Raw genomic sequence first — 17,777 nt, forward strand, 5'->3', positions numbered from 1 at the left:
CGTGACTGCCTTCAGCCCCGACGCCCCTGCCCGCGCCCACGACTTCACGCTGTCCTCGGCCGACGACGGCCTCGCGGCGCTCGGCGCCTGGCGAGAGCTCCCGCGCGTGCAGCAGCCGGTCTGGCCCGACGAGACCGCCCGCGCCCAGGTCTTCGACGACCTGCGCGCCGCGCCCCCGCTCGTGTTCGCCGGCGAGGTCGACGTGCTCCGCGATCGGGTCGCCGCCGCAGCGAGCGGCGAGGCCTTCCTCCTGGCCGGCGGCGACTGCGCCGAGACCTTCGCGGACTCGACCGCGGACCGGATCCGCAACAAGATCCGCACGATCCTGCAGATGGCGGCCGTGCTCACCTACGGCGCCTCGGTGCCGGTGGTGAAGATGGGCCGGATGGCCGGACAGTTCGCCAAGCCCCGCTCCGCCGACGAGGAGACCCGCGACGGCGTCACCCTGCCCACCTACCGCGGTGACGCGGTCAACGAGTACGCCTTCACCGAGGAGGCGCGGATCCCCGATCCGCGGCGCCTGTGGAGGACGTACACCACCAGCGCCTCCACGCTGAACCTCCTGCGCGCCTTCACCGGCGGCGGCTTCGCGGACCTGCGCGAGGTCCATTCCTGGAACCGCGGGTTCACCTCCTCCGGCGCCGGATACGACCGGTACGAGGAACTCGCCGGGCAGATCGACAAGGCCGTGCGCTTCATGGACGCGATCGGCGCGGACTTCGACGCGCTCAAGGTGGTCGAGTTCTACGCCTCCCACGAGGCGCTGCTGCTGGACTACGAAGAGGCCCTGGCCCGGATCGACTCCCGCACGGGGGAGATCTACGGCTGCTCGGGCCACTTCCTGTGGATCGGCGAGCGCACCCGCCAGCTCGACGGCGCCCATGTCGACTTCATGTCCCGCCTGCGCAACCCCATCGGCGTCAAGCTCGGCCCCGACGCCTCCCGCGACGATGCGCTGCGGCTGATCGACCGCCTGGATCCTGAGCGGGAGCCGGGCCGGCTGACGTTCATCACCCGCATGGGGGCCGGGAAGATCCGCGACCGCCTCCCGGCGCTGGTCGAGTCCGTGCGCGACGCCGGCGCCCAGGTGGCGTGGGTGACCGATCCGATGCACGGCAACACGATCACCTCGTCCAACGGCTACAAGACCCGCCGCTTCGAGGACATCCTCGACGAGGTCGTGGGCTTCTTCGAGGTGCACCAGGAGCTGGGCACCGTGCCGGCGGGGCTGCACATGGAGCTCACCGGCGACGACGTCACCGAGGTCCTCGGCGGCACCGGCGAGATCGACGAGGAGGGGCTCACCCGCCGCTACGAGACCCTCGTCGATCCGCGGCTGAACCACCAGCAGTCCCTCGAGCTGGCCTTCCTCGTCGCGGAGATGCTCTCCCGCCGCTGAGCGGTCCCCGCCGCGCGGCGAGGGGCGGCTCAGAACACCTTGATGGTGATCGTCGAGCCCTTGGCGAGCTCGCCGCCGGCCTCGGCGGACTGCTCGTAGACCTGGCCGAAGACGGGCTCGCCCTTGTCATGGACCACCTCGACCGAGAACCCCGCCTTCTCGAGCGCGGCGCGGGCCTCGTCCTCCGGCTTGCGGAAGACGTCCGGGACCTTCACCATCTCGGGACCGAGAGAGGTGACGAGGTGGACGGTGTCGCCGCGGAAGAGCGAGCCGGAGGCCGGGGACTGCGAGATCACCGAGCCGGAGGGCACGCTCGCGGAGTGCGCCTTCTCGCTCGTGACGCGGAACCCCGCGGCCTCGAGCGTCGACTGCGCGGAATCGGCCGGGGCGCCGGTCTGATCGGGCACGCTCAGGGGCTGGCGGCCCTGCGAGACGACCACGTGCACCTCGCCGCCCGCGGGCAGCGCCTCGGCGTCGGCGGACTGGGAGATCACCACGCCCTTCGGCACGGTCTCGGAATGCTCCGGATCGTCCTCGACCAGCTCGAGGCCGAGCGCCTCGACCTCTTCCCGAGCGGCCTCGAGCTCCGTGCCCTCGAGCGCCGGCACGGGGAAGGTCTCCACGCCCTTGGACACGACGAGACGGACCTCCTCGCCCCGCTTCAACGTGGTGCCGGTGGAGGGCTCGGCCGAGATGACGTGCCCGGCCGGGACGCCGTCGTCGAAGCGCTCCTCGGTGTGGACGGCGAGGTCGGAGGCGGCGAGCTCGGCCTCCGCGTCGCCGAGCGGCGTGCCCGTCACCAGCGGCACGGTGCGATCCGCGCCCGGACCGGTCATCAGATACCAGTCCACGCCGCCCCAGGCGCCGCAGAGCAGCACGGCCACCAGGCTCAGCCCGGACAGGAAGGCCATCGGACGCGAGCGGCGTCGGTGCCCTTGAGGCAGGTGACGGCCGCGTCGGCCCCGCGGCGTGCGCATCACGACGCTGCGCGGGGTCTCGTCCTCCTCAGCATCGGCGTGCTCCTCGTCGGCGCTCCCTTCGGCGCCGTCCGCCGCACCGTCGTCGGCGGGGACCTCGGCTGCGGAGCCGCCGGCGTCCTGCGCCGGCGCCGCGCCGGCAGCACCCCGGGGGCGGAAGGGGCGCGGGCCGCCGTCGAGGTCCGCGGCGACCTCGTCGAGCGATGCCGTCAGGCGCGGCACGTCGGAGGTGTCGGAGGGCTCGACCTCCTCGGGTCGGACGGCGAGCACCGCGGCGGGCAGGGTCGCGGAGAGCTCTCGCACCGCGCGCAGCAGATCGGCGGCGGAGGCGGGACGCTGCTCGACAGTGCGCGCGCATGCCCAGGTGATCAGCGAGTCCAGCTCCCGCGGCACTCCGGAGACGAGGGTCGAGGGGGCGGGGATGTCCTCGTGCACGTGCTGGAAGGCGACGTGCACCGGCTGCTCGCCGCGGAAGGGCTGACGGCCGGTCAGCATCTCGAAGAGCACCACGCCGAGCGAGTAGAGGTCGCTGCGCTCGTCGGCCTCGCCGCGGGTGACGACCTCGGGGCTGATGTATGCGACCGTGCCCAGCAGCGCCGCGCCGGTGGAGGAGTTGTTCGTCCCGATCGCGCGGGCCAGGCCGAAGTCGGCGACCTTCACCGTGTCCTGACGGTCCAGCAGGATGTTCTCGGGCTTGATGTCACGGTGGACTATCCCGGCGTCGTGCGCGGCGACCAGCGCCTCGAGCACCTGCGCGGTGATCTCCAGGGACTCGCCCACGGTGAGCCGGCCCCGATCCACGATCCGCGCCCGCAGCGTCTCGCCCTCGACGAGCTCCATCGCCAGGTAGATCCGGTCCTCGTCCTCGCCCTGGTCGAACACGCCCACGACGTTGCGATGGGCCAGGCGCGCCGCGGAGCGCGCCTCCCGCCCGAAGCGACGACGGAAGTCCTCGTCCATCGCGAGGTGGGGGTGCATGATCTTCAGGGCCACGACGCGGTCCAGTCGCTCGTCGTGCCCGCGGTGCACCGTCGCCATCCCGCCGCGCGCGATCGGCTCCTCGACCCGGTAGCGGTCGTCGAGGAGCAGGCTGATGCCGGGGGAAGTCGACGTCGCCGAGCTCACGGTGCTGAATCTAAGCGGTGGGGAGGCCCGGACGTGGGATCGACACACGCATGCGCGGCACCGTGACGAGAGCGACGGGGAGAGCCTGCGCGGCGCATCGGAGGTCCGGGATGCGCGAGCCGACCGCGGCGTGGCACCCTGGTCCCGTGAACGCCCTGGACACCCTCATCACCGACTGGCTCACCCTCCCCGACGTCGCCGAGCAGCTCGACGTCGAGGTCTCGCGCGTCCGGCGCCTCATCGAGGAGGGGAAGCTCGTCGCCGTGCGCCGGGGCGACCCCGTGGTGAGGATGGTCCCGTCGCTGTTCGTGCTCGACGGGACGATCACCCCGCACCTGGCCGGGACGATCACGGTGCTGCGCGACGGGGGATTCAGCGACGAGGAGCTGCTGACCTGGCTGTTCGAGGAGGACGAGTCGCTTCCCGGACGCCCGATCGACCACCTGCGCCGCGGACAGCGCGGAGAGGTGCGACGCCGAGCGCTCGCGCTCGCGCTCTGAGGCCCCTCGGCGGCCCGTCGAGGTCGACGGGCCGCCGGGCGGGGGCCGCCGCGCCCCGTCGTCCCGGGCGTCCTGCCCCGGGGAGCGGAGCTCACGCGGGCAGCGAGGTGACGTCGGTCGCCTGCGCGGCGAGCGCGGCGAGCCCCTCCCGACCGAGCGCGCCGAGCTCCTCGGCGTCCTCGAGCAGCTCCTGGCCGCGTGCGGCGCGTCGGCGCACGTCGTCGGCGACCGAGGCGACGGCACCGGTGGCGACCATCAGGGCGTGCACCGCCTGGATCGAGGTCTCGTCGGCGGCATCGTCCCCGACCACGCGGTCCAGCAGCGCTCCTCCCGCCTCGTCCGCGGCGCTCCGGGTGCGTGCGAGCAGCACCGTGCGCTTGCCCTCGAGGATGTCGCCGCCGATCGGCTTGCCGGTCTCGTCCTGGTCCCCGATGACGCTGAGCAGGTCGTCCCGCAGCTGGAAGGCGGTCCCCACCTCGATCGCCCACCCGGACAGGGTCTCCAGCGCCGTCCCGTCGGCCCCCATCAGCGCAGCCCCCGCCCGGACCGGGCGCAGCACGGTGTAGGGCACCGTCTTCCAGCGGATCACGGACAGCGCCGCCTGCTCGGCATCCGGAGCCGAGTCGAAGCCGCCCGCCTGATGGAGGATGTCGAGGTGCTGCCCGGCCATCACCTCGGTGCGCAGCGCCTCGAACTCCGCCCGTCCGGCGGCGAGGACGGCCTGCGGGCCCGTCGTGCCGGCGGCCATCTGCTCCGCCCAGCTCAGCGCGAGGTCGCCGAGCACGATCGCGACCGCCACGCCGAAATCCTGCGCGGAGCCCGCGAGCCCTGCGGCCTCGTGATCGTGCTGCGCCTTCACGTGCTGGGCGGGACGTCCGCGGCGCACGGCGGAGTGGTCGATGACGTCGTCGTGAAGGAGCGCCGCGGCCTGCACCAGCTCGATCGCCGCCCCCATGCGCGCGAGGGCGTCGATCTCCTCCGCCGACGGCTCGCGCCCGAGCGCCGCCACCCCGCCCCAGAAGCAGAAACGCGGGCGCAGCAGCTTCCCGCCCCCGAGGAAGGCCGCGAGATCGTCCACGAGAACGGTGCTCTCCGGGGAGATCCGCGCCAGCTGTGCACGGCGTTCGGCGAGCTCCTCGGCGATGATCGCCGTGATCCGCGCGACCAGCAGCGCGTCGAGCTCGTGGAGACGGTCGGCCCGAGGCATCGTCGGGTCAGCGGTCATGGGACAGTCCTTTCGCCTGCGTGCCGCGATCCTCCCATGCCCGCCTGAAGAGCCCGCGGCCGCTTCCGTGCGCCGGCGCCCGCGATCCTGCGCGCAGCGCCCACGACCTCTCCTCCCCACAGGCCCTCCGTCCCCAGGAACGGGCCCGGGCCCCCACGGGCTCCGCTCATCGCCGAGGGTCGGGACATGACGACGAACTTCACCCCCGCCGACCCCGGCCGCCGCCTGCGAGCGGCGGACGACCCCGCCGAGATGATCGCCGAGGCGCGGCTGTCCCTCCACGAGACCCCCGTGGACTGCCTGCTGCTGGCGGGCACCGGAGGGCGGGGCAGGCCACCCGTTCTCACCCGCTCCTCCCTGCGTGAGCTGCTCGGCCCGAGAGGGCCCGGGAACCTGCGCCGACATCTCACCCTCCTGCGGGAACGAGGAGGGGAGGCGGTGCATGCCCTGATCGTGGTCGGGGACGGCCACCAGAGCGTGCTCCCCTCCCTCGTGCACGACGTGCTCACCCGCGCCGCGGCGCAGCTGCACGACGCCGTGGCCGACCTCGCGCCCGAGGGGCCGGCGCTGCTCACGCTGCGCGGCGCCGCCGACGGCCGTTGCTGGGCGGTGGTCCCCTGCGACTGCGACTCCCCACCCGCCGCGGACCCCGGTGGTCCGCGCCCGTCCGAGGACGACGGCGCGGAGGTGAGCGTCGCCGCCCTCCGTCCCGACGGCCCGGACCTGCGCGTCCTGCCCATCGGCCCGCTGCGCGAGTTCTCGGCCACCCGCGCGGCGGCGGCCGCGGTGCTCGACGGACGCGCGATCCCACGGCCCGCCCCGCCCGACCCGCTGCTCGGGGAGATCGGCCGGACGCTGCGCCTGCCGCCGCCGGACCTCGCCTCCGCCGCCGATCCCGGCCGGCTCCTGGCGGAGGCCGGCGCCGCCCTGGCATCACTCCGTGGCGATGCCGCCGGGGCCGCGGAGGGAGCGAGGATGACGGAATGTGAACGCATCGCCCAGCTGCTCGCCGCGCTTGCCGTGGACCGTCTCCACTGGGAGCTGCTGGCCCAGCTGGTCGAGCACGACGGGGCGCCGGCCATCGACCGTGAGACGCTCCTGCAGGAGCTCGTCCGCGATCCGACCAGGCGCCCCCATGAGGACGTCTGTGCAGGTGGGAGGCTCTACGTGCTGCTCGAGGAGATGCGCTGCGTGGCAGCGGCGGCGCTGGACGGCGCCGAGCCCGGCGCCCGCGGCACCGCCCGCCCCGCCTGGCGGGCGCTGACGGCGCTGCTCGTGCTCCTGGGCTGGTGGAACCACCGCTTCGCGAGCGCGGGGAGTCTCGTGGACGAGCTGCGGGAGCGGGAACCGGACTCGACTCTGGCACCCTTGCTCACGAGGATGACTGACACCCCCGTGTTCCCCGCCTGGTGGCCCAGCAGCTGAGGGACCGAGCGCGGGAGCGCCCGCGGCGAGGCCCGCCGGGCAGGAAGGAGCGCTGCCGATGACCCTCCTCGGAGAGCACCGCGATCCCGCGCCGCAGCCGGCCGCCGAGACCACCGCGCTGCTCGGTGCCTGGCGTCCCGAGCGCGGCGCAGGCGAGCGACGGTTCGTCGGGCTCGGCGCGCTGGAGCTCGAGAGCGGGGACCTGCTCGAGGACGTCACGATCGCGTACGAGACCTGGGGCACGCTCGACCCTGCCGGCGGCAATGCCGTGCTCGTCCTGCACGCGCTGACCGGGGACTCCCATGTGCGCGGCGGCACGAGCCCCGCCCATCCCACCGCCGGCTGGTGGGAGGAGATCGTCGGCCCCGGCAGGCCGATCGACACCGACCGCTACTTCGTGATCGCCCCGAACGTCCTCGGCGGCTGCCAGGGCAGCACCGGCCCCAGCAGCATCGCCCCCGACGGCCGTCCCTACGGATCCCGCTTCCCGCAGGTCACGATTCGCGACCAGGTCGAGGCCGAGCACCGCCTCGCCGCCCAGCTGGGGCTGCACCGCTGGGCCCTTGTGATCGGGGGCTCGATGGGCGGGATGCGCGCGATCGAATGGGGCGTGAGCCACCCCGAGCAGGTCGAGCGCCTGGCGGTCATCGCCTCCTCGGCACGGGCGAGCGCGGACCAGATCGCCTGGAACAGCGCCCAGATCGCCGCGATCCGGGTGGACCCGGGGTTCCACGGCGGGGACTACTACGACCTGCCCCCGGCGCAGGGTCCGCATGTCGGGCTCGGCATCGCGCGCCGGATCGCCCACACCACCTATCGCACGGCCGACGAGCTCGAGACCCGCTTCGGCAACCGCTCCCAGGGACCGGAGAACCCTCTCGACGGCAGCGGCCGCCACCAGGTGACCAGCTACCTCGACCACCACGCCGTGAAGCTCTCGCGCCGCTTCGACGCGAACTCCTATCTCACCCTCGCCCAGTCGATGAGCACCCACGACGTGGGGCGCGGGCGCGATGGCACCGCGGCGGCGCTCGGCCGGGTCAGCGCACGGACCCTCGTCGTCGCCATCGACTCCGACCGGCTCTTCCCCCCGGAGCTCGTGCGGGAGATCGCCGATCACGTCCCGGACTCCCGCTGGCACGTGGCGAGCTCGCCGATCGGCCACGACGCCTTCCTGCTCGCGCATCCGGGGCTGGAGAAGTGGATCGCCGACCTCCTGGACGACTAAGCTGGACACGGCGCAGCGCCGCTGTGCAGGGAGGAGACGTCGCATGACCATCGTCGTGGGGTATGCCCCGTCCACGCAGGGGAGGGCTGCGCTGCGCGCCGGCCTCCGCTACGCCGCGCGCACGGGAGCCCCGTTGCTCGTCGCCGCCCACCAGCACGTCGCCCCGGGCGCGGGAGCCACGGCGGCGACCGAGGAGGAGATCCGCGCCGAGCTCGAGGAGCAGGGCGCCGCCGACTCGGAGGTGACGATCCGCCGCGGCCCCGATCGCGAGATCGGCGAGTTCCTGCTCTCGACGATCGAGGAGGTCGACGCCGAGCTCGTCGTCATCGGTCTGCGACGGAAGTCCCCGATCGGCAAGCTCAACCTCGGTGCCTCCGCCCGCCGGGTCGTGCTCGGCGCTCCCTGCCCCGTCCTCGCCGTGAAGGACGAGGACCCCGCCTGAGGCATTCGCCTCCCGCGCCGCCCGTGCTCCGCGGCGGACGTCACGCGCCCGTTGCGGCGGGGTGGGAATACCTGCCCGCGCAGGGCGTTACACTGTTCAGGCTTGACGGCACCGTGCCTTCGTGCGCCCCTTCCGCGGTATCGACCGGGAATGCGACACGCGGCGCGCCCCGTGAGCCGCGCCGAGAAGACCGATCGCCCGAGTGCGGCGGACCGCCCGCACCGGGCCGCCGCCGGAAGAAGGAACTCTGTGACCTCCTCCAAGACTGCTGAGACCGCCGCCGCGGCGAAGGACAGCACCAGCGCTGCGGCCTCGACGACCGACGAGGCCGTCGGGGTCGGCGCCCCCGTGACCGACGAGGGCGGGGCCGCGCAGACCACCAAGACGGCCGCGAAGAAGGCCGCCGCCAAGAAGGCGTCCACGCCGAGCCGGAGCTCCTCCGCCCGTCGGAGCGCCGCGAAGGACGCCCCCGCCCAGGCGCCCGAGACCGACGCCGAGGACACCGCCGAGGAGACCGAGGCGCCCAAGGCTTCTCCCGGCGACCGCAAGGTCGAGGAGTCCGGCGGCTTCGTGTACAACGCCGCGGAGGACGACGCCCCCGCCCAGCAGGTCGTCACCGCCGGCGCGACCGCCGACCCGGTCAAGGACTACCTCAAGCAGATCGGCAAGGTCGCGCTGCTCAACGCCGCCCAGGAGGTCGAGCTCGCCGAGCGGATCGAGGCGGGGCTCTACGCCGAGCAGAAGCTCAAGGGCGACGAGGGCTTCCGCGACAAGAACGGGCGCCTGACCAAGGCCGGCCGCGAGCTGACCATGATCGCCGACGACGGCCGCGCCGCGAAGGATCACCTGCTCGAGGCGAACCTCCGTCTCGTGGTCTCCCTCGCCAAGCGCTACACCGGGCGCGGCATGCTCTTCCTGGACCTCATCCAGGAGGGCAACCTGGGCCTGATCCGCGCGGTCGAGAAGTTCGACTACGCCAAGGGCTACAAGTTCTCCACCTACGCGACCTGGTGGATCCGTCAGGCGATCACCCGCGCCATGGCGGACCAGGCCCGCACCATCCGCATCCCCGTCCACATGGTCGAGGTCATCAACAAGCTCGCGCGCGTGCAGCGCCAGATGCTGCAGGACCTCGGCCGCGAGCCCACCCCGGAGGAGCTCGCCAAGGAGCTCGACATGACCCCCGAGAAGGTCGTCGAGGTCCAGAAGTACGGCCGCGAGCCGATCTCCCTGCACACCCCGCTGGGCGAGGACGGCGACAGCGAGTTCGGCGACCTCATCGAGGACTCCGAGGCTGTCGTCCCGGCGGACGCGGTGAGCTTCACGCTCCTGCAGGAGCAGCTCCACTCCGTGCTGGACACGCTCTCCGAGCGTGAGGCGGGTGTCGTCTCGATGCGCTTCGGTCTCGAGGACGGCCAGCCCAAGACCCTCGACGAGATCGGCAAGGTCTACGGCGTCACCCGCGAGCGGATCCGCCAGATCGAGTCCAAGACGATGAGCAAGCTGCGTCATCCCTCGCGCTCGCAGGTGCTGCGCGACTACCTCGACTGAGACGCCGCCGCAGCGCACCGGCCGGGCCCGGGATCCCCAGCGGATCCCGGGCCCGGCCTCGTCATCGCAGAGCAGGCCCGTCACAGCAGAGCAGGAGAGAACGTGCCGAGCATCCACCGCGTCCGGGTCGAGGACTGGCGCTCGCATCGCGATCTGCGCCTGGCCATGCTCGCCGCCGACCCGGGCGCCTTCTGGGCCGATCCCGCGGAGGCGCAGCGGCGCACGGCCGCGCAGTGGCGCGAGGAGATCGCCGGGCCGCGCCAGCATCTCCAGGCGCGCGAGAGCGAGGAGGTGCTCGGCGGGATCGCGCTGCTCCCGCAGGGCTACACGCCCGCCCACCACATCCCGGAGGACCGCGCCCACATCGTCTCCCTCTGGGTGCGGCCCGAAGCGCGCGGACGGGGAGTCTCCGCCGCGCTGCTGCGTCACCTGGCGCATCTCGCGCTCGAGATCGGCCGTCCCGACCTCCGCCTCGACGTCGACGAGTCCAATGCGCCGGCAACGGCTCTCTACGAGCGAGTCGGCTTCCGCCCGACCGGAGCCCGGGATCCCCGCGAGGGACGGAGCACGGCATGGATCGAGTACGCGATCGACGCCGAGCAGCTCACGCGGATCTGACCATGCGCCGGAATGCATGAAGGGTGCCCGCCGGGACGGCGGGCACCCTTCGTGCAGAGGCAGGCGGGGAAGCGTGGGCGCGCCCCGACCGGGCCCGGCCGAGGATCAGTCCTGCGTGTTCTCGACTGATCTCCTGCCGCTCGTGCCTCGCAGCACGTCGATCAGTCCTCGACAGGCTCGGGCTTGAGATGGAGACGCTCGGTCTCGTCGATGACCTCGGCGGCGATCCCCTTCAGGGCGTCGCCGTGGGCGCGGGCGTGGTGGGCGCAGAACATGAGCTCGCCGCCGGCCTCCAGGAGCACCTTGACGTACGCCTGGGCGCCGCAGCGGTCGCAGCGATCGTGGGCCGTGAGCCGGGGGGCTTCGAGAGTGAGGTTCATGTGCTCCTTTGTAGCATCGCCCCGGGCGCGGGAGTGAGGGTCCGCAGCCCCGGTTCGCCAGGGGCGCAACAGGCTGTGAGCCGGACCGCGCCGCCGCGCTCCAGGGCCGGGGGATCCGCTGTCCGCAGCGCCGCTCGTCGTAGGATCCGGAGCGTGTCCACCACCACCGCCGCGAAGAAGTCCGCCTACGACGCCCGCAACCTCCAGGTCCTCGAGGGCCTCGAGGCCGTGCGCAAGCGCCCCGGCATGTACATCGGCTCGACCGACTCCCGGGGCCTCATGCACTGCCTGTGGGAGATCCTCGACAATGCCGTCGACGAGGCCCTCGGCGGCCACGGCGAGGCGATCTCGGTGATCCTCCACCCCGACCACTCCGTCGAGGTGCGCGACACCGGGCGCGGCGTCCCGGTCGACGTCGAGCCCCGCACCGGGCTCACCGGCGTCGAGGTCGTCTACACGAAGCTGCATGCGGGCGGGAAGTTCGGCGGCGGCTCCTACGCCGCCTCCGGCGGTCTGCACGGCGTGGGCGCGAGCGTGGTCAACGCGCTCTCCGTCCGCCTCGACATCGAGGTGGACCGCGGCGGGAAGACCTATGCGATGAGCTTCCAGCGCGGCGTCCCCGGCGTCTTCGCCGACGACGGCGAGCCTTCCCCCGAGGCGACCTTCACCCCCGCCGACGGTCCGGCCGAGCTGCGCGTGGTGGGCAAGGCCAAGCGCGGGGTCACCGGGACCCGGGTCCGCTACTGGGCCGATCCGCAGATCTTCGTCAAGGGCTCGCACTTCTCCCTCGACGACCTCACCCGCCGCTCGCGCCAGACCGCCTTCCTCGTCCCGGGGCTGCAGCTGTCGGTCACCGACCACCGCCCCGAGGCGAACCCCGACCAGCCTGCGACCCGCACCTTCAAGTACGACGGCGGGATCAGCGAGTTCGTCGAGTACCTCGCCCAGGACCAGAAGATCACCGACGTCATCCGCCTCCAGGGCACCGGTGCGTACACCGAGACGATCCCGGTGCTCGACAAGAACGGGCACATGGTCTCCACCGACGTCGAGCGCAGCTGCGAGGTCGACATCGCCCTGCGCTGGGGCTCGGACTTCGACTCGACGCTGCGCTCCTTCGTGAACATCGTCGCGACCCCCAAGGGCGGCACCCACGTCACCGGCTTCGAGCAGGCGCTCGTGAAGACCATGCGCAAGCAGGTCGAGAACCAGGCCCGGCGCGTGAAGTTCAACGCGAAGAACGAGAAGATCGAGAAGGACGACACCCTCGCCGGGCTCACCGCAGTGGTCAGCGTGCGCATCGACGAGCCGCAGTTCGAGGGCCAGACCAAGGAGGTGCTCGGCACCCCGGCGATCCGCCAGATCGTCGCGAAGGTCGTCGAGGAGCGCCTGACCGAGTTCCTCACCTCCACGAAGAAGGGCGAGAAGGAGCAGGCGGCGCTGGTCGTCGACAAGGTCGTCTCCGAGATGCGGGCACGGATCGCGGCGCGCATGCACAAGGAGGTCTCGCGGCGCAAGAACGCGCTGGAGTCCTCCACCATGCCCACCAAGCTCGCGGACTGCCGCACCCACGACGTCGACCGCTCCGAGCTGTTCATCGTCGAGGGAGACAGCGCGCTGGGCACCGCGAAGAACGCCCGCTCCTCCGAGTTCCAGGCGCTGCTGCCGATCCGCGGCAAGATCCTGAACACGCAGAAGGCGTCCATCACGGACATGCTGAAGAACGCCGAGTGCGCGAACATCATCCAGGTGATCGGCGCGGGCTCCGGCCGCACCTTCGACCTCGAGGCCTCCCGCTACGGCAAGATCATCATGATGACCGACGCCGACGTCGACGGCGCCCACATCCGCACGCTGCTGCTGACCCTGTTCCACCGCTACATGCGCCCCTTGGTCGAGGAGGGCCGCGTCTACGCGGCGGTCCCGCCCCTGCACCGCGTCGAGATCATCCACGGCGGCAAGAAGCGCAACGAGCTCGTCTACACCTACTCCGAGGCCGAGCTGCACAAGCTGCTGAAGAACCTCGAACGGCGCGGCAAGAGGTACAAGGAGCCGATCCAGCGCTACAAGGGGCTGGGGGAGATGGACGCCGACCAGCTCGCCGATACGACCATGGACCCGCGCCACCGCACCCTGCGGCGCGTCCGCATCGAGGACGCCGAGGCGGCCAGCGCCGTCTTCGAGCTGCTGATGGGCTCCGAGGTCGCGCCGCGCAAGCAGTTCATCATCGAGGGAGCCGAGGAGCTCGACCTGGAGAGGATCGACGCATGAGTGTCGCCGTCCGTGTGATCCCGTGCCTGGACGTCGACGCGGGCCGCGTCGTCAAGGGCGTGAACTTCAAGGACCTCCGCGATGCGGGGGACCCGGTCGAGCTCGCGGCCCGCTACGGCGCCGAGGGCGCCGACGAGCTGACCTTCCTCGACGTCACCGCCTCCTCCGGCGGGCGCGAGACGATGATCGATGTGGTGCGCCGCACCGCCGAGCAGGTCTTCATCCCGCTGACCGTCGGTGGCGGGGTCCGCACCGCGGAGGACGTCGACCAGCTGCTGCGCGCCGGCGCGGACAAGTGCGGGGTCAACACCGCCGCCATCGCGCGTCCCGAGGTGATCTCCGAGATCTCCCGTCGCTTCGGCGACCAGGTGCTGGTGCTGTCGATCGACGCGCGCCGCGTCACCGACGAGACCCCCGAGGGCACCGCAAGGGCCGGCTCCGGCTTCGAGGTCACCACGCACGGGGGCCGCCGCGGCACCGGCATCGACGCGATCGCCTGGATCCGCGAGGTGACCGAGCGCGGAGCGGGGGAGATCCTGCTGAACTCGATGGACGCCGACGGGACGAAGGACGGATTCGACCTCGAGCTGATCAGCCTCGCCCGCGAGGCGACGAGCCTGCCGCTGATCGCCTCCGGCGGAGCGGGCCGCCCCGAGCACTTCGCGCCGGCCGTCCACGCAGGCGCCGACGCGGTCCTCGCCGCGAGCGTGTTCCACTTCCAGGAGATGACGATCTCCGAAGCGAAGGCGGCGATGGCGGCCGACGGCATCACCGTGCGGTGACCGCGCCCCTCTCTGTGGCCCCGCGGCACCCGGGCCCGGCCCGGGGCCGGCGCCTGGGGCGGGGCGCCCTCGCCGCGGCGCTCGTGCTGCTGCTCGGCGGGGCCTGGCTGCTGTGGGACAACCTGCGCCTGGACGTCAGCTCGTACGAGGTCGCGGTCGCCGACGCCCCGGACGGGGAGGTGCTGCGGATCGCGCACGTCTCCGATCTGCACGCCTCCGAGGATCCCGGCTTCCAGGACGCGATCGTGCGGAAGGTCGAGGCGCGCGGCGTCGACCTCGTGGCGCTGACCGGGGACCTGGTCGACCGGAGCACCAGGGACCTCGCACCGGTGCTCGAGCTCGCCGCACGCCTGCAGACCATCGCGCCGACGTACTTCGTGCTCGGCAACCATGAGGCGGACTCCCCGCTGCGGCAGGAGCTGCTGGTCGGCCTCGCCGAGGCGGGAGTGGTGATCCTGCGTGACGAGGCGACGCAGCTGCAGGTCAAGGGCAGGACCGTGACCGTCGCCGGGCTCGACGACCCCCGTGTCGCCTCGGCGGACGGCAGGACGCCCGAGGAGCCGGGGGCGGTGCTGGACCGTCTGGACCTCGCCTCCTCGGCCTCGGACGGCACCGAGGCGGCGGCGCGCGGACCGGTCGTCCTGCTCGCCCACCGGCCCGAGCTGCTCGCGCAGTACGCCGGCCGCGGCGCGGACGTCGTCCTGTCCGGACACGCGCACGGCGGACAGGTGCGCCTTCCCCTGCTCGGTCCGCTCTTCGCCCCGCACCAGGGCCTCTTCCCCGAGCTCACCGAGGGCACGCACGAGGCGGACGGAACCACGATGGTGATCAGCCGCGGACTCGGCAACGGCATCGGCGCGGTGCGCGTGAACGACCCGCGCGAGCTCGTGATCCTCGACCTGGTCCAGGAGGCGGACGCAGGCTGAACGTCCGGTCCGCACCCGGCTGCGCCGACGGGTCCGGTCCGCACCCGGGCCGCGCCGGCGGGCCGGTCGGCGGCTCGGCCCCGTCGGCGCGGCGGGATCACCGCAGGCGGGTGAGGCCCGCGCCGTCGAGGGCCCGCAGCATCAGCAGCTCGTGCTCCTGGCGCGCATGACCCCGCAGCCGGTCCCGGCGCGCGCGACGCAGGGCGCGCAGGCGGGCCAGCACCCGGTGCAGACGGCGATCGAGCTCGCGCTCGTCGGCCGCCTCGAGCAGCGACGGCAGCGTGATGGTGGGAGGGTGATGGGTGAGGGACGTGATGGTGGACATGGCGTACTCCTGGGATCGGGTGACGAGTCTCCCGTGGCAGGCGGACAGCTGCTGTCCGCGGAGCGAGGGGAGGGCTGTGGGGACGGGAAGGTCCCGAGCGGCGCAGGGACGCGACGGTCTCGCGGCGCGCAGGGACCGTGCGTGGTCCCCGGCGCGTGCGGTGACGTGCGCACGTCGGTGCCGTCGGGCTCCTGCCCGGCGGTGCGAAAAGGGGCGGCGCGGTGCCGTGCGGAGGCGGCGCGCCCGGGACGTCAGCGGGAGCGCAGGTCGACGTCGGCGACGGAGCGATCCCCGTCGGACGCGCGTGCTGCCGCGAACGCTCCGCCGAGGCGGAGGGAGGATGCCGTCGCGCCGAGCGTCGACGCGCCGTCCCCGCTGCGGGACGGTGTCGAGGTCGTGTGCATCTCCATGACCACAGTCGACCACGCCCCGTCGCCGGAGGCCAGCGAATATCCGGGGCGGACATGACGGGGCCCGGCCGTCCGTGCGGACGGCCGGGCCCCGGGCAGGCGGAGGCGCTCAGGCCTCGATGCGGTAGGTGATCCCGATCCGGTGCGACTGCCCGGGCTCGAGCGGGACGAAGCCGTCCTTGGCGACGGCGGGCTCGATGCACACGAACTGCGGCCAGGCCTCGTCGGGGATGTCGGCCATCGAGGTGACCAGCTCCTCCCAGGGGTTCCACACGACGGTCCGTGAGGTGCCCCGCGGGACAGAGACCACGCGGCGTCCTCCGCCGCGGGCCGAGCCGTCCACCACCGCCACCTCGCCGGCGCGCTCGACGATGCGATCGGTCGAGCCGGTCAGCCGCAGCGGCTCGGAGGGCATCACGTCCGCCGCGAGGCCACGGGTGTTGTCGAGGAGGTTCGCGCCCTCGAGGCCGTGGATCTCGATCTCCCGCACGTCCCCGACGGCGAGATAGGTGTGCAGCGCTGCCTCGAGCTCGATCGGGCGCTGCCCGGCGGTGAGGGTGAGGTCCACGTCGAGCTGCGCGCCGAGGCGGAACACGGCCTCCGCCCGCACCGCGAGGGCGTCCTGCGGGGTGCGCAGCACCAGCTCGACCTCGTCACCCTCGCGCCGCGCGGAGACGAGGTCCCAGCGGACGTTGCGCAGCCAGCCGTGCTTGACGGTCCGCGCGAGATCGCGGCCCGGGCCGAACCAGGGGCCCACCAGCGGGATCCCGCCGCGCACGGCCACTCCCGGGCCGAACTCGGAGGTCGGGCTGAGCCACAGCAGGTCCTCCCCGCCGGCGGGGACGAAGCTGATCAGATGCGCGCCGTCCAGCAGCAGAGTGCCGGAGGCGGCAGGGGTGTCCACGAGCAGGGCGTCGACGCCGTGCGCCGTGCCGAGGACGACGCCCTCGGGCAGCGGGACGGCGGCGTCCCGGGCGGCGGGATCCTGGGGAGCGCCCTGCTCGGACGCGCTCCCCTCGGGGGTGGGGGACTGGGGGTCGATGCTCATGCCCTCATCGTCCCACGCCCTCCGGCACCTCCGGGAGGGACCTCGTCCCGGGCCCCGGCCGGTCCCGCGGGGCGGGTCCCCGGCCCGGTCGTGACCTCCGGCAGCTCCTCCGCGGCGGCGGAGACGGTCCGGATCAGCAGCAGCAGCCAGACGTACACGATCACCGCCGCGCCCATCTCGAAGGCGGTCATGTTCAGATAGCCCAGCCCCGCGAACAGCACGATCACCGTGACCAGCAGGGCGAAGGCGGCGGCGGTGAACCAGGTCAGCGTCCCCGGCAGGCGCCTCAGCAGCACCGGCAGGACCAGCAGCGCGAGCCCGAAGACCACCACCAGCAGCTGGGCGACGACGTCGTGCCAGAAGACGCTGACGGTGCGGGAGACGAGGGCGACGAGCGCGATGAGGACGCCGACCAGGGTGAGCAGCACGCGCACCGTCGTCACGACGGCCCCGCTCTCGCCCGTGGCCCGCGCCCACCGGTCGAGGTCGTGGGCGATGAACTCCACCACCGTCAGCAGCGCGATCCCGGTCAGCAGCAGGGTGAGGTTGAAGGTGGTGCTCGAGACGCCGCGGCCCTCCCCGAGCTCCGAGAAGTAGCGCTCCCACCAGTACGGGTCCGGGGCGCTGAGCGCGCTGGCGAGCACGCCGACGGTGAGGAATGCGGCCAGCAGGGTCGCGAGCGAGCGGCCCGAGAGCGCCGAGACCGAGGCAGAGGTGACGTATGCCGCAGCGGCTCCCGCCGCCGCGACCCAGAAGGTCCCCGCGAAGCGGTCCAGCGCCACGCCCTGGAACGCCTGCTGGAACACCGCGAACAGCGCGCCGGTGAGGAACAGGCCCAGCAGCCCGTGAATGAGGGAGAGCCCCGCCACGTCCACGACCCGCCGCCAGCGCGGCCGGGAGCCGAGCCAGGGCAGCGAGCGCATAGTGCGGGTCGCGAGCACGAACGCGGACGTCGTCGTGGCGCAGCCCAGCACGGTCAGCGCCGCGACCTGCCCGATCGAGCCGGAGCCCGACAGCGGGGCGGTGCCCCGCAGCGCGAGGAGCCCCACCACCAGCCCTGCCAGGGCGCCCGCGACGCCGATCGCGACATGCGCGGACTCGGCGCGGGTCGCCCCGGTGGCGCGGAGCCGGACGGGCGCGGCCAC

17 protein-coding genes are annotated in these 17,777 nt (G+C 73.1%); 10 read left to right on the forward strand and 7 right to left on the reverse strand.

The annotated features are described in order from the left end of the window. Position 1 precedes the first annotated feature (1 nt). A complete protein-coding gene (locus D1648_RS07915) occupies positions 2–1,399 on the forward strand; it encodes a class II 3-deoxy-7-phosphoheptulonate synthase (protein ID WP_122940463.1) in 1,398 nt (465 codons plus the stop codon). Positions 1,400–1,428: 29 nt separating this feature from the next. Here D1648_RS07915 and pknB read toward each other — a convergent pair whose 3' ends face one another. Further along, positions 1,429–3,501, reverse strand: a complete 2,073-nt coding sequence (gene pknB / locus D1648_RS07920; RefSeq protein WP_122940465.1) for a Stk1 family PASTA domain-containing Ser/Thr kinase — start codon at positions 3,499–3,501, stop codon at positions 1,429–1,431. A 146-nt stretch (positions 3,502–3,647) separates the two neighbouring features. On the opposite strand from pknB, the gene D1648_RS07925 reads away from it, so the two are divergent. After that, a complete protein-coding gene (locus tag D1648_RS07925; protein WP_122941072.1) occupies positions 3,648–4,001 on the forward strand; it encodes an Rv2175c family DNA-binding protein in 354 nt (117 codons plus the stop codon). A 91-nt stretch (positions 4,002–4,092) separates the two neighbouring features. On the opposite strand, the gene D1648_RS07930 is transcribed toward D1648_RS07925, so the two are convergent. After that, positions 4,093–5,226: a polyprenyl synthetase family protein gene (locus D1648_RS07930; protein WP_122940467.1), complete on the reverse strand. Its 1,134-nt coding sequence runs from the start codon at positions 5,224–5,226 to the stop codon at positions 4,093–4,095. Between the two features lie 186 nt (positions 5,227–5,412). On the opposite strand from D1648_RS07930, the gene D1648_RS07935 reads away from it, so the two are divergent. The 5 genes from D1648_RS07935 to D1648_RS07955 all read left to right on the forward strand — a co-directional run bounded on the left by D1648_RS07935 (position 5,413) and on the right by D1648_RS07955 (position 10,490). Next, positions 5,413–6,651: a hypothetical protein gene (locus tag D1648_RS07935; RefSeq protein WP_122940469.1), complete on the forward strand. Its 1,239-nt coding sequence runs from the start codon at positions 5,413–5,415 to the stop codon at positions 6,649–6,651. Positions 6,652–6,709: 58 nt separating this feature from the next. Further along, positions 6,710–7,879 (forward strand): homoserine O-acetyltransferase, encoded by a 1,170-nt coding sequence (locus tag D1648_RS07940; RefSeq protein WP_122940471.1) that lies wholly within the window; start codon positions 6,710–6,712, stop codon positions 7,877–7,879. Positions 7,880–7,922: 43 nt separating this feature from the next. Beyond that, positions 7,923–8,321: a universal stress protein gene (locus D1648_RS07945; RefSeq protein WP_122940473.1), complete on the forward strand. Its 399-nt coding sequence runs from the start codon at positions 7,923–7,925 to the stop codon at positions 8,319–8,321. Positions 8,322–8,471: 150 nt separating this feature from the next. After that, positions 8,472–9,872 carry an RNA polymerase sigma factor gene (locus D1648_RS07950; protein WP_122940475.1) on the forward strand — a complete coding sequence of 467 codons (1,401 nt, stop codon included), beginning with the start codon at positions 8,472–8,474 and terminating at the stop codon, positions 9,870–9,872. Positions 9,873–9,974: 102 nt separating this feature from the next. Next, on the forward strand, positions 9,975–10,490 hold the full coding sequence (locus D1648_RS07955; protein WP_241155403.1) for a GNAT family N-acetyltransferase: 516 nt from the start codon (positions 9,975–9,977) through the stop codon (positions 10,488–10,490). Between the two features lie 161 nt (positions 10,491–10,651). Here D1648_RS07955 and D1648_RS07960 read toward each other — a convergent pair whose 3' ends face one another. Continuing rightward, on the reverse strand, positions 10,652–10,870 hold the full coding sequence (locus tag D1648_RS07960; protein ID WP_122940478.1) for a hypothetical protein: 219 nt from the start codon (positions 10,868–10,870) through the stop codon (positions 10,652–10,654). A gap of 153 nt (positions 10,871–11,023) precedes the next feature. On the opposite strand from D1648_RS07960, the gene D1648_RS07965 reads away from it, so the two are divergent. Genes D1648_RS07965 through D1648_RS07975 form a run of 3 tightly spaced genes read left to right on the forward strand, consistent with a single transcriptional unit; the run spans position 11,024 to position 14,849 of the window. After that, on the forward strand, positions 11,024–13,141 hold the full coding sequence (locus tag D1648_RS07965; protein WP_122940480.1) for a type IIA DNA topoisomerase subunit B: 2,118 nt from the start codon (positions 11,024–11,026) through the stop codon (positions 13,139–13,141). Then, positions 13,138–13,923, forward strand: a complete 786-nt coding sequence (gene hisF / locus D1648_RS07970; RefSeq protein WP_122940482.1) for an imidazole glycerol phosphate synthase subunit HisF — start codon at positions 13,138–13,140, stop codon at positions 13,921–13,923. The genes D1648_RS07965 and hisF overlap by 4 nt, the downstream gene beginning before the upstream one ends. Further along, complete coding sequence (locus D1648_RS07975) at positions 13,920–14,849, forward strand: metallophosphoesterase (protein ID WP_122940484.1); 930 nt, start codon at positions 13,920–13,922, stop codon at positions 14,847–14,849. The genes hisF and D1648_RS07975 overlap by 4 nt, the downstream gene beginning before the upstream one ends. Positions 14,850–14,946: 97 nt before the next feature. Here D1648_RS07975 and D1648_RS07980 read toward each other — a convergent pair whose 3' ends face one another. The 4 genes from D1648_RS07980 to D1648_RS07990 all read right to left on the reverse strand — a co-directional run bounded on the left by D1648_RS07980 (position 14,947) and on the right by D1648_RS07990 (position 17,777). Further along, entirely contained in the window at positions 14,947–15,174 is a 228-nt protein-coding gene (locus tag D1648_RS07980) for a hypothetical protein (RefSeq protein ID WP_122940486.1), read from the reverse strand. A gap of 251 nt (positions 15,175–15,425) precedes the next feature. Further along, positions 15,426–15,584 (reverse strand): hypothetical protein, encoded by a 159-nt coding sequence (locus tag D1648_RS17880; RefSeq protein WP_164518646.1) that lies wholly within the window; start codon positions 15,582–15,584, stop codon positions 15,426–15,428. Positions 15,585–15,693: 109 nt separating this feature from the next. Then, positions 15,694–16,632 (reverse strand): D-hexose-6-phosphate mutarotase, encoded by a 939-nt coding sequence (locus tag D1648_RS07985; protein WP_122940488.1) that lies wholly within the window; start codon positions 16,630–16,632, stop codon positions 15,694–15,696. Continuing rightward, positions 16,629–17,777, reverse strand: a complete 1,149-nt coding sequence (locus tag D1648_RS07990; protein WP_122940490.1) for a DUF998 domain-containing protein — start codon at positions 17,775–17,777, stop codon at positions 16,629–16,631. Before D1648_RS07990 ends, D1648_RS07985 begins: the two co-directional genes overlap by 4 nt.

This window comes from Brachybacterium sp. EE-P12 (assembly GCF_003711805.1).
Lineage (GTDB): Bacteria > Actinomycetota > Actinomycetes > Actinomycetales > Dermabacteraceae > Brachybacterium.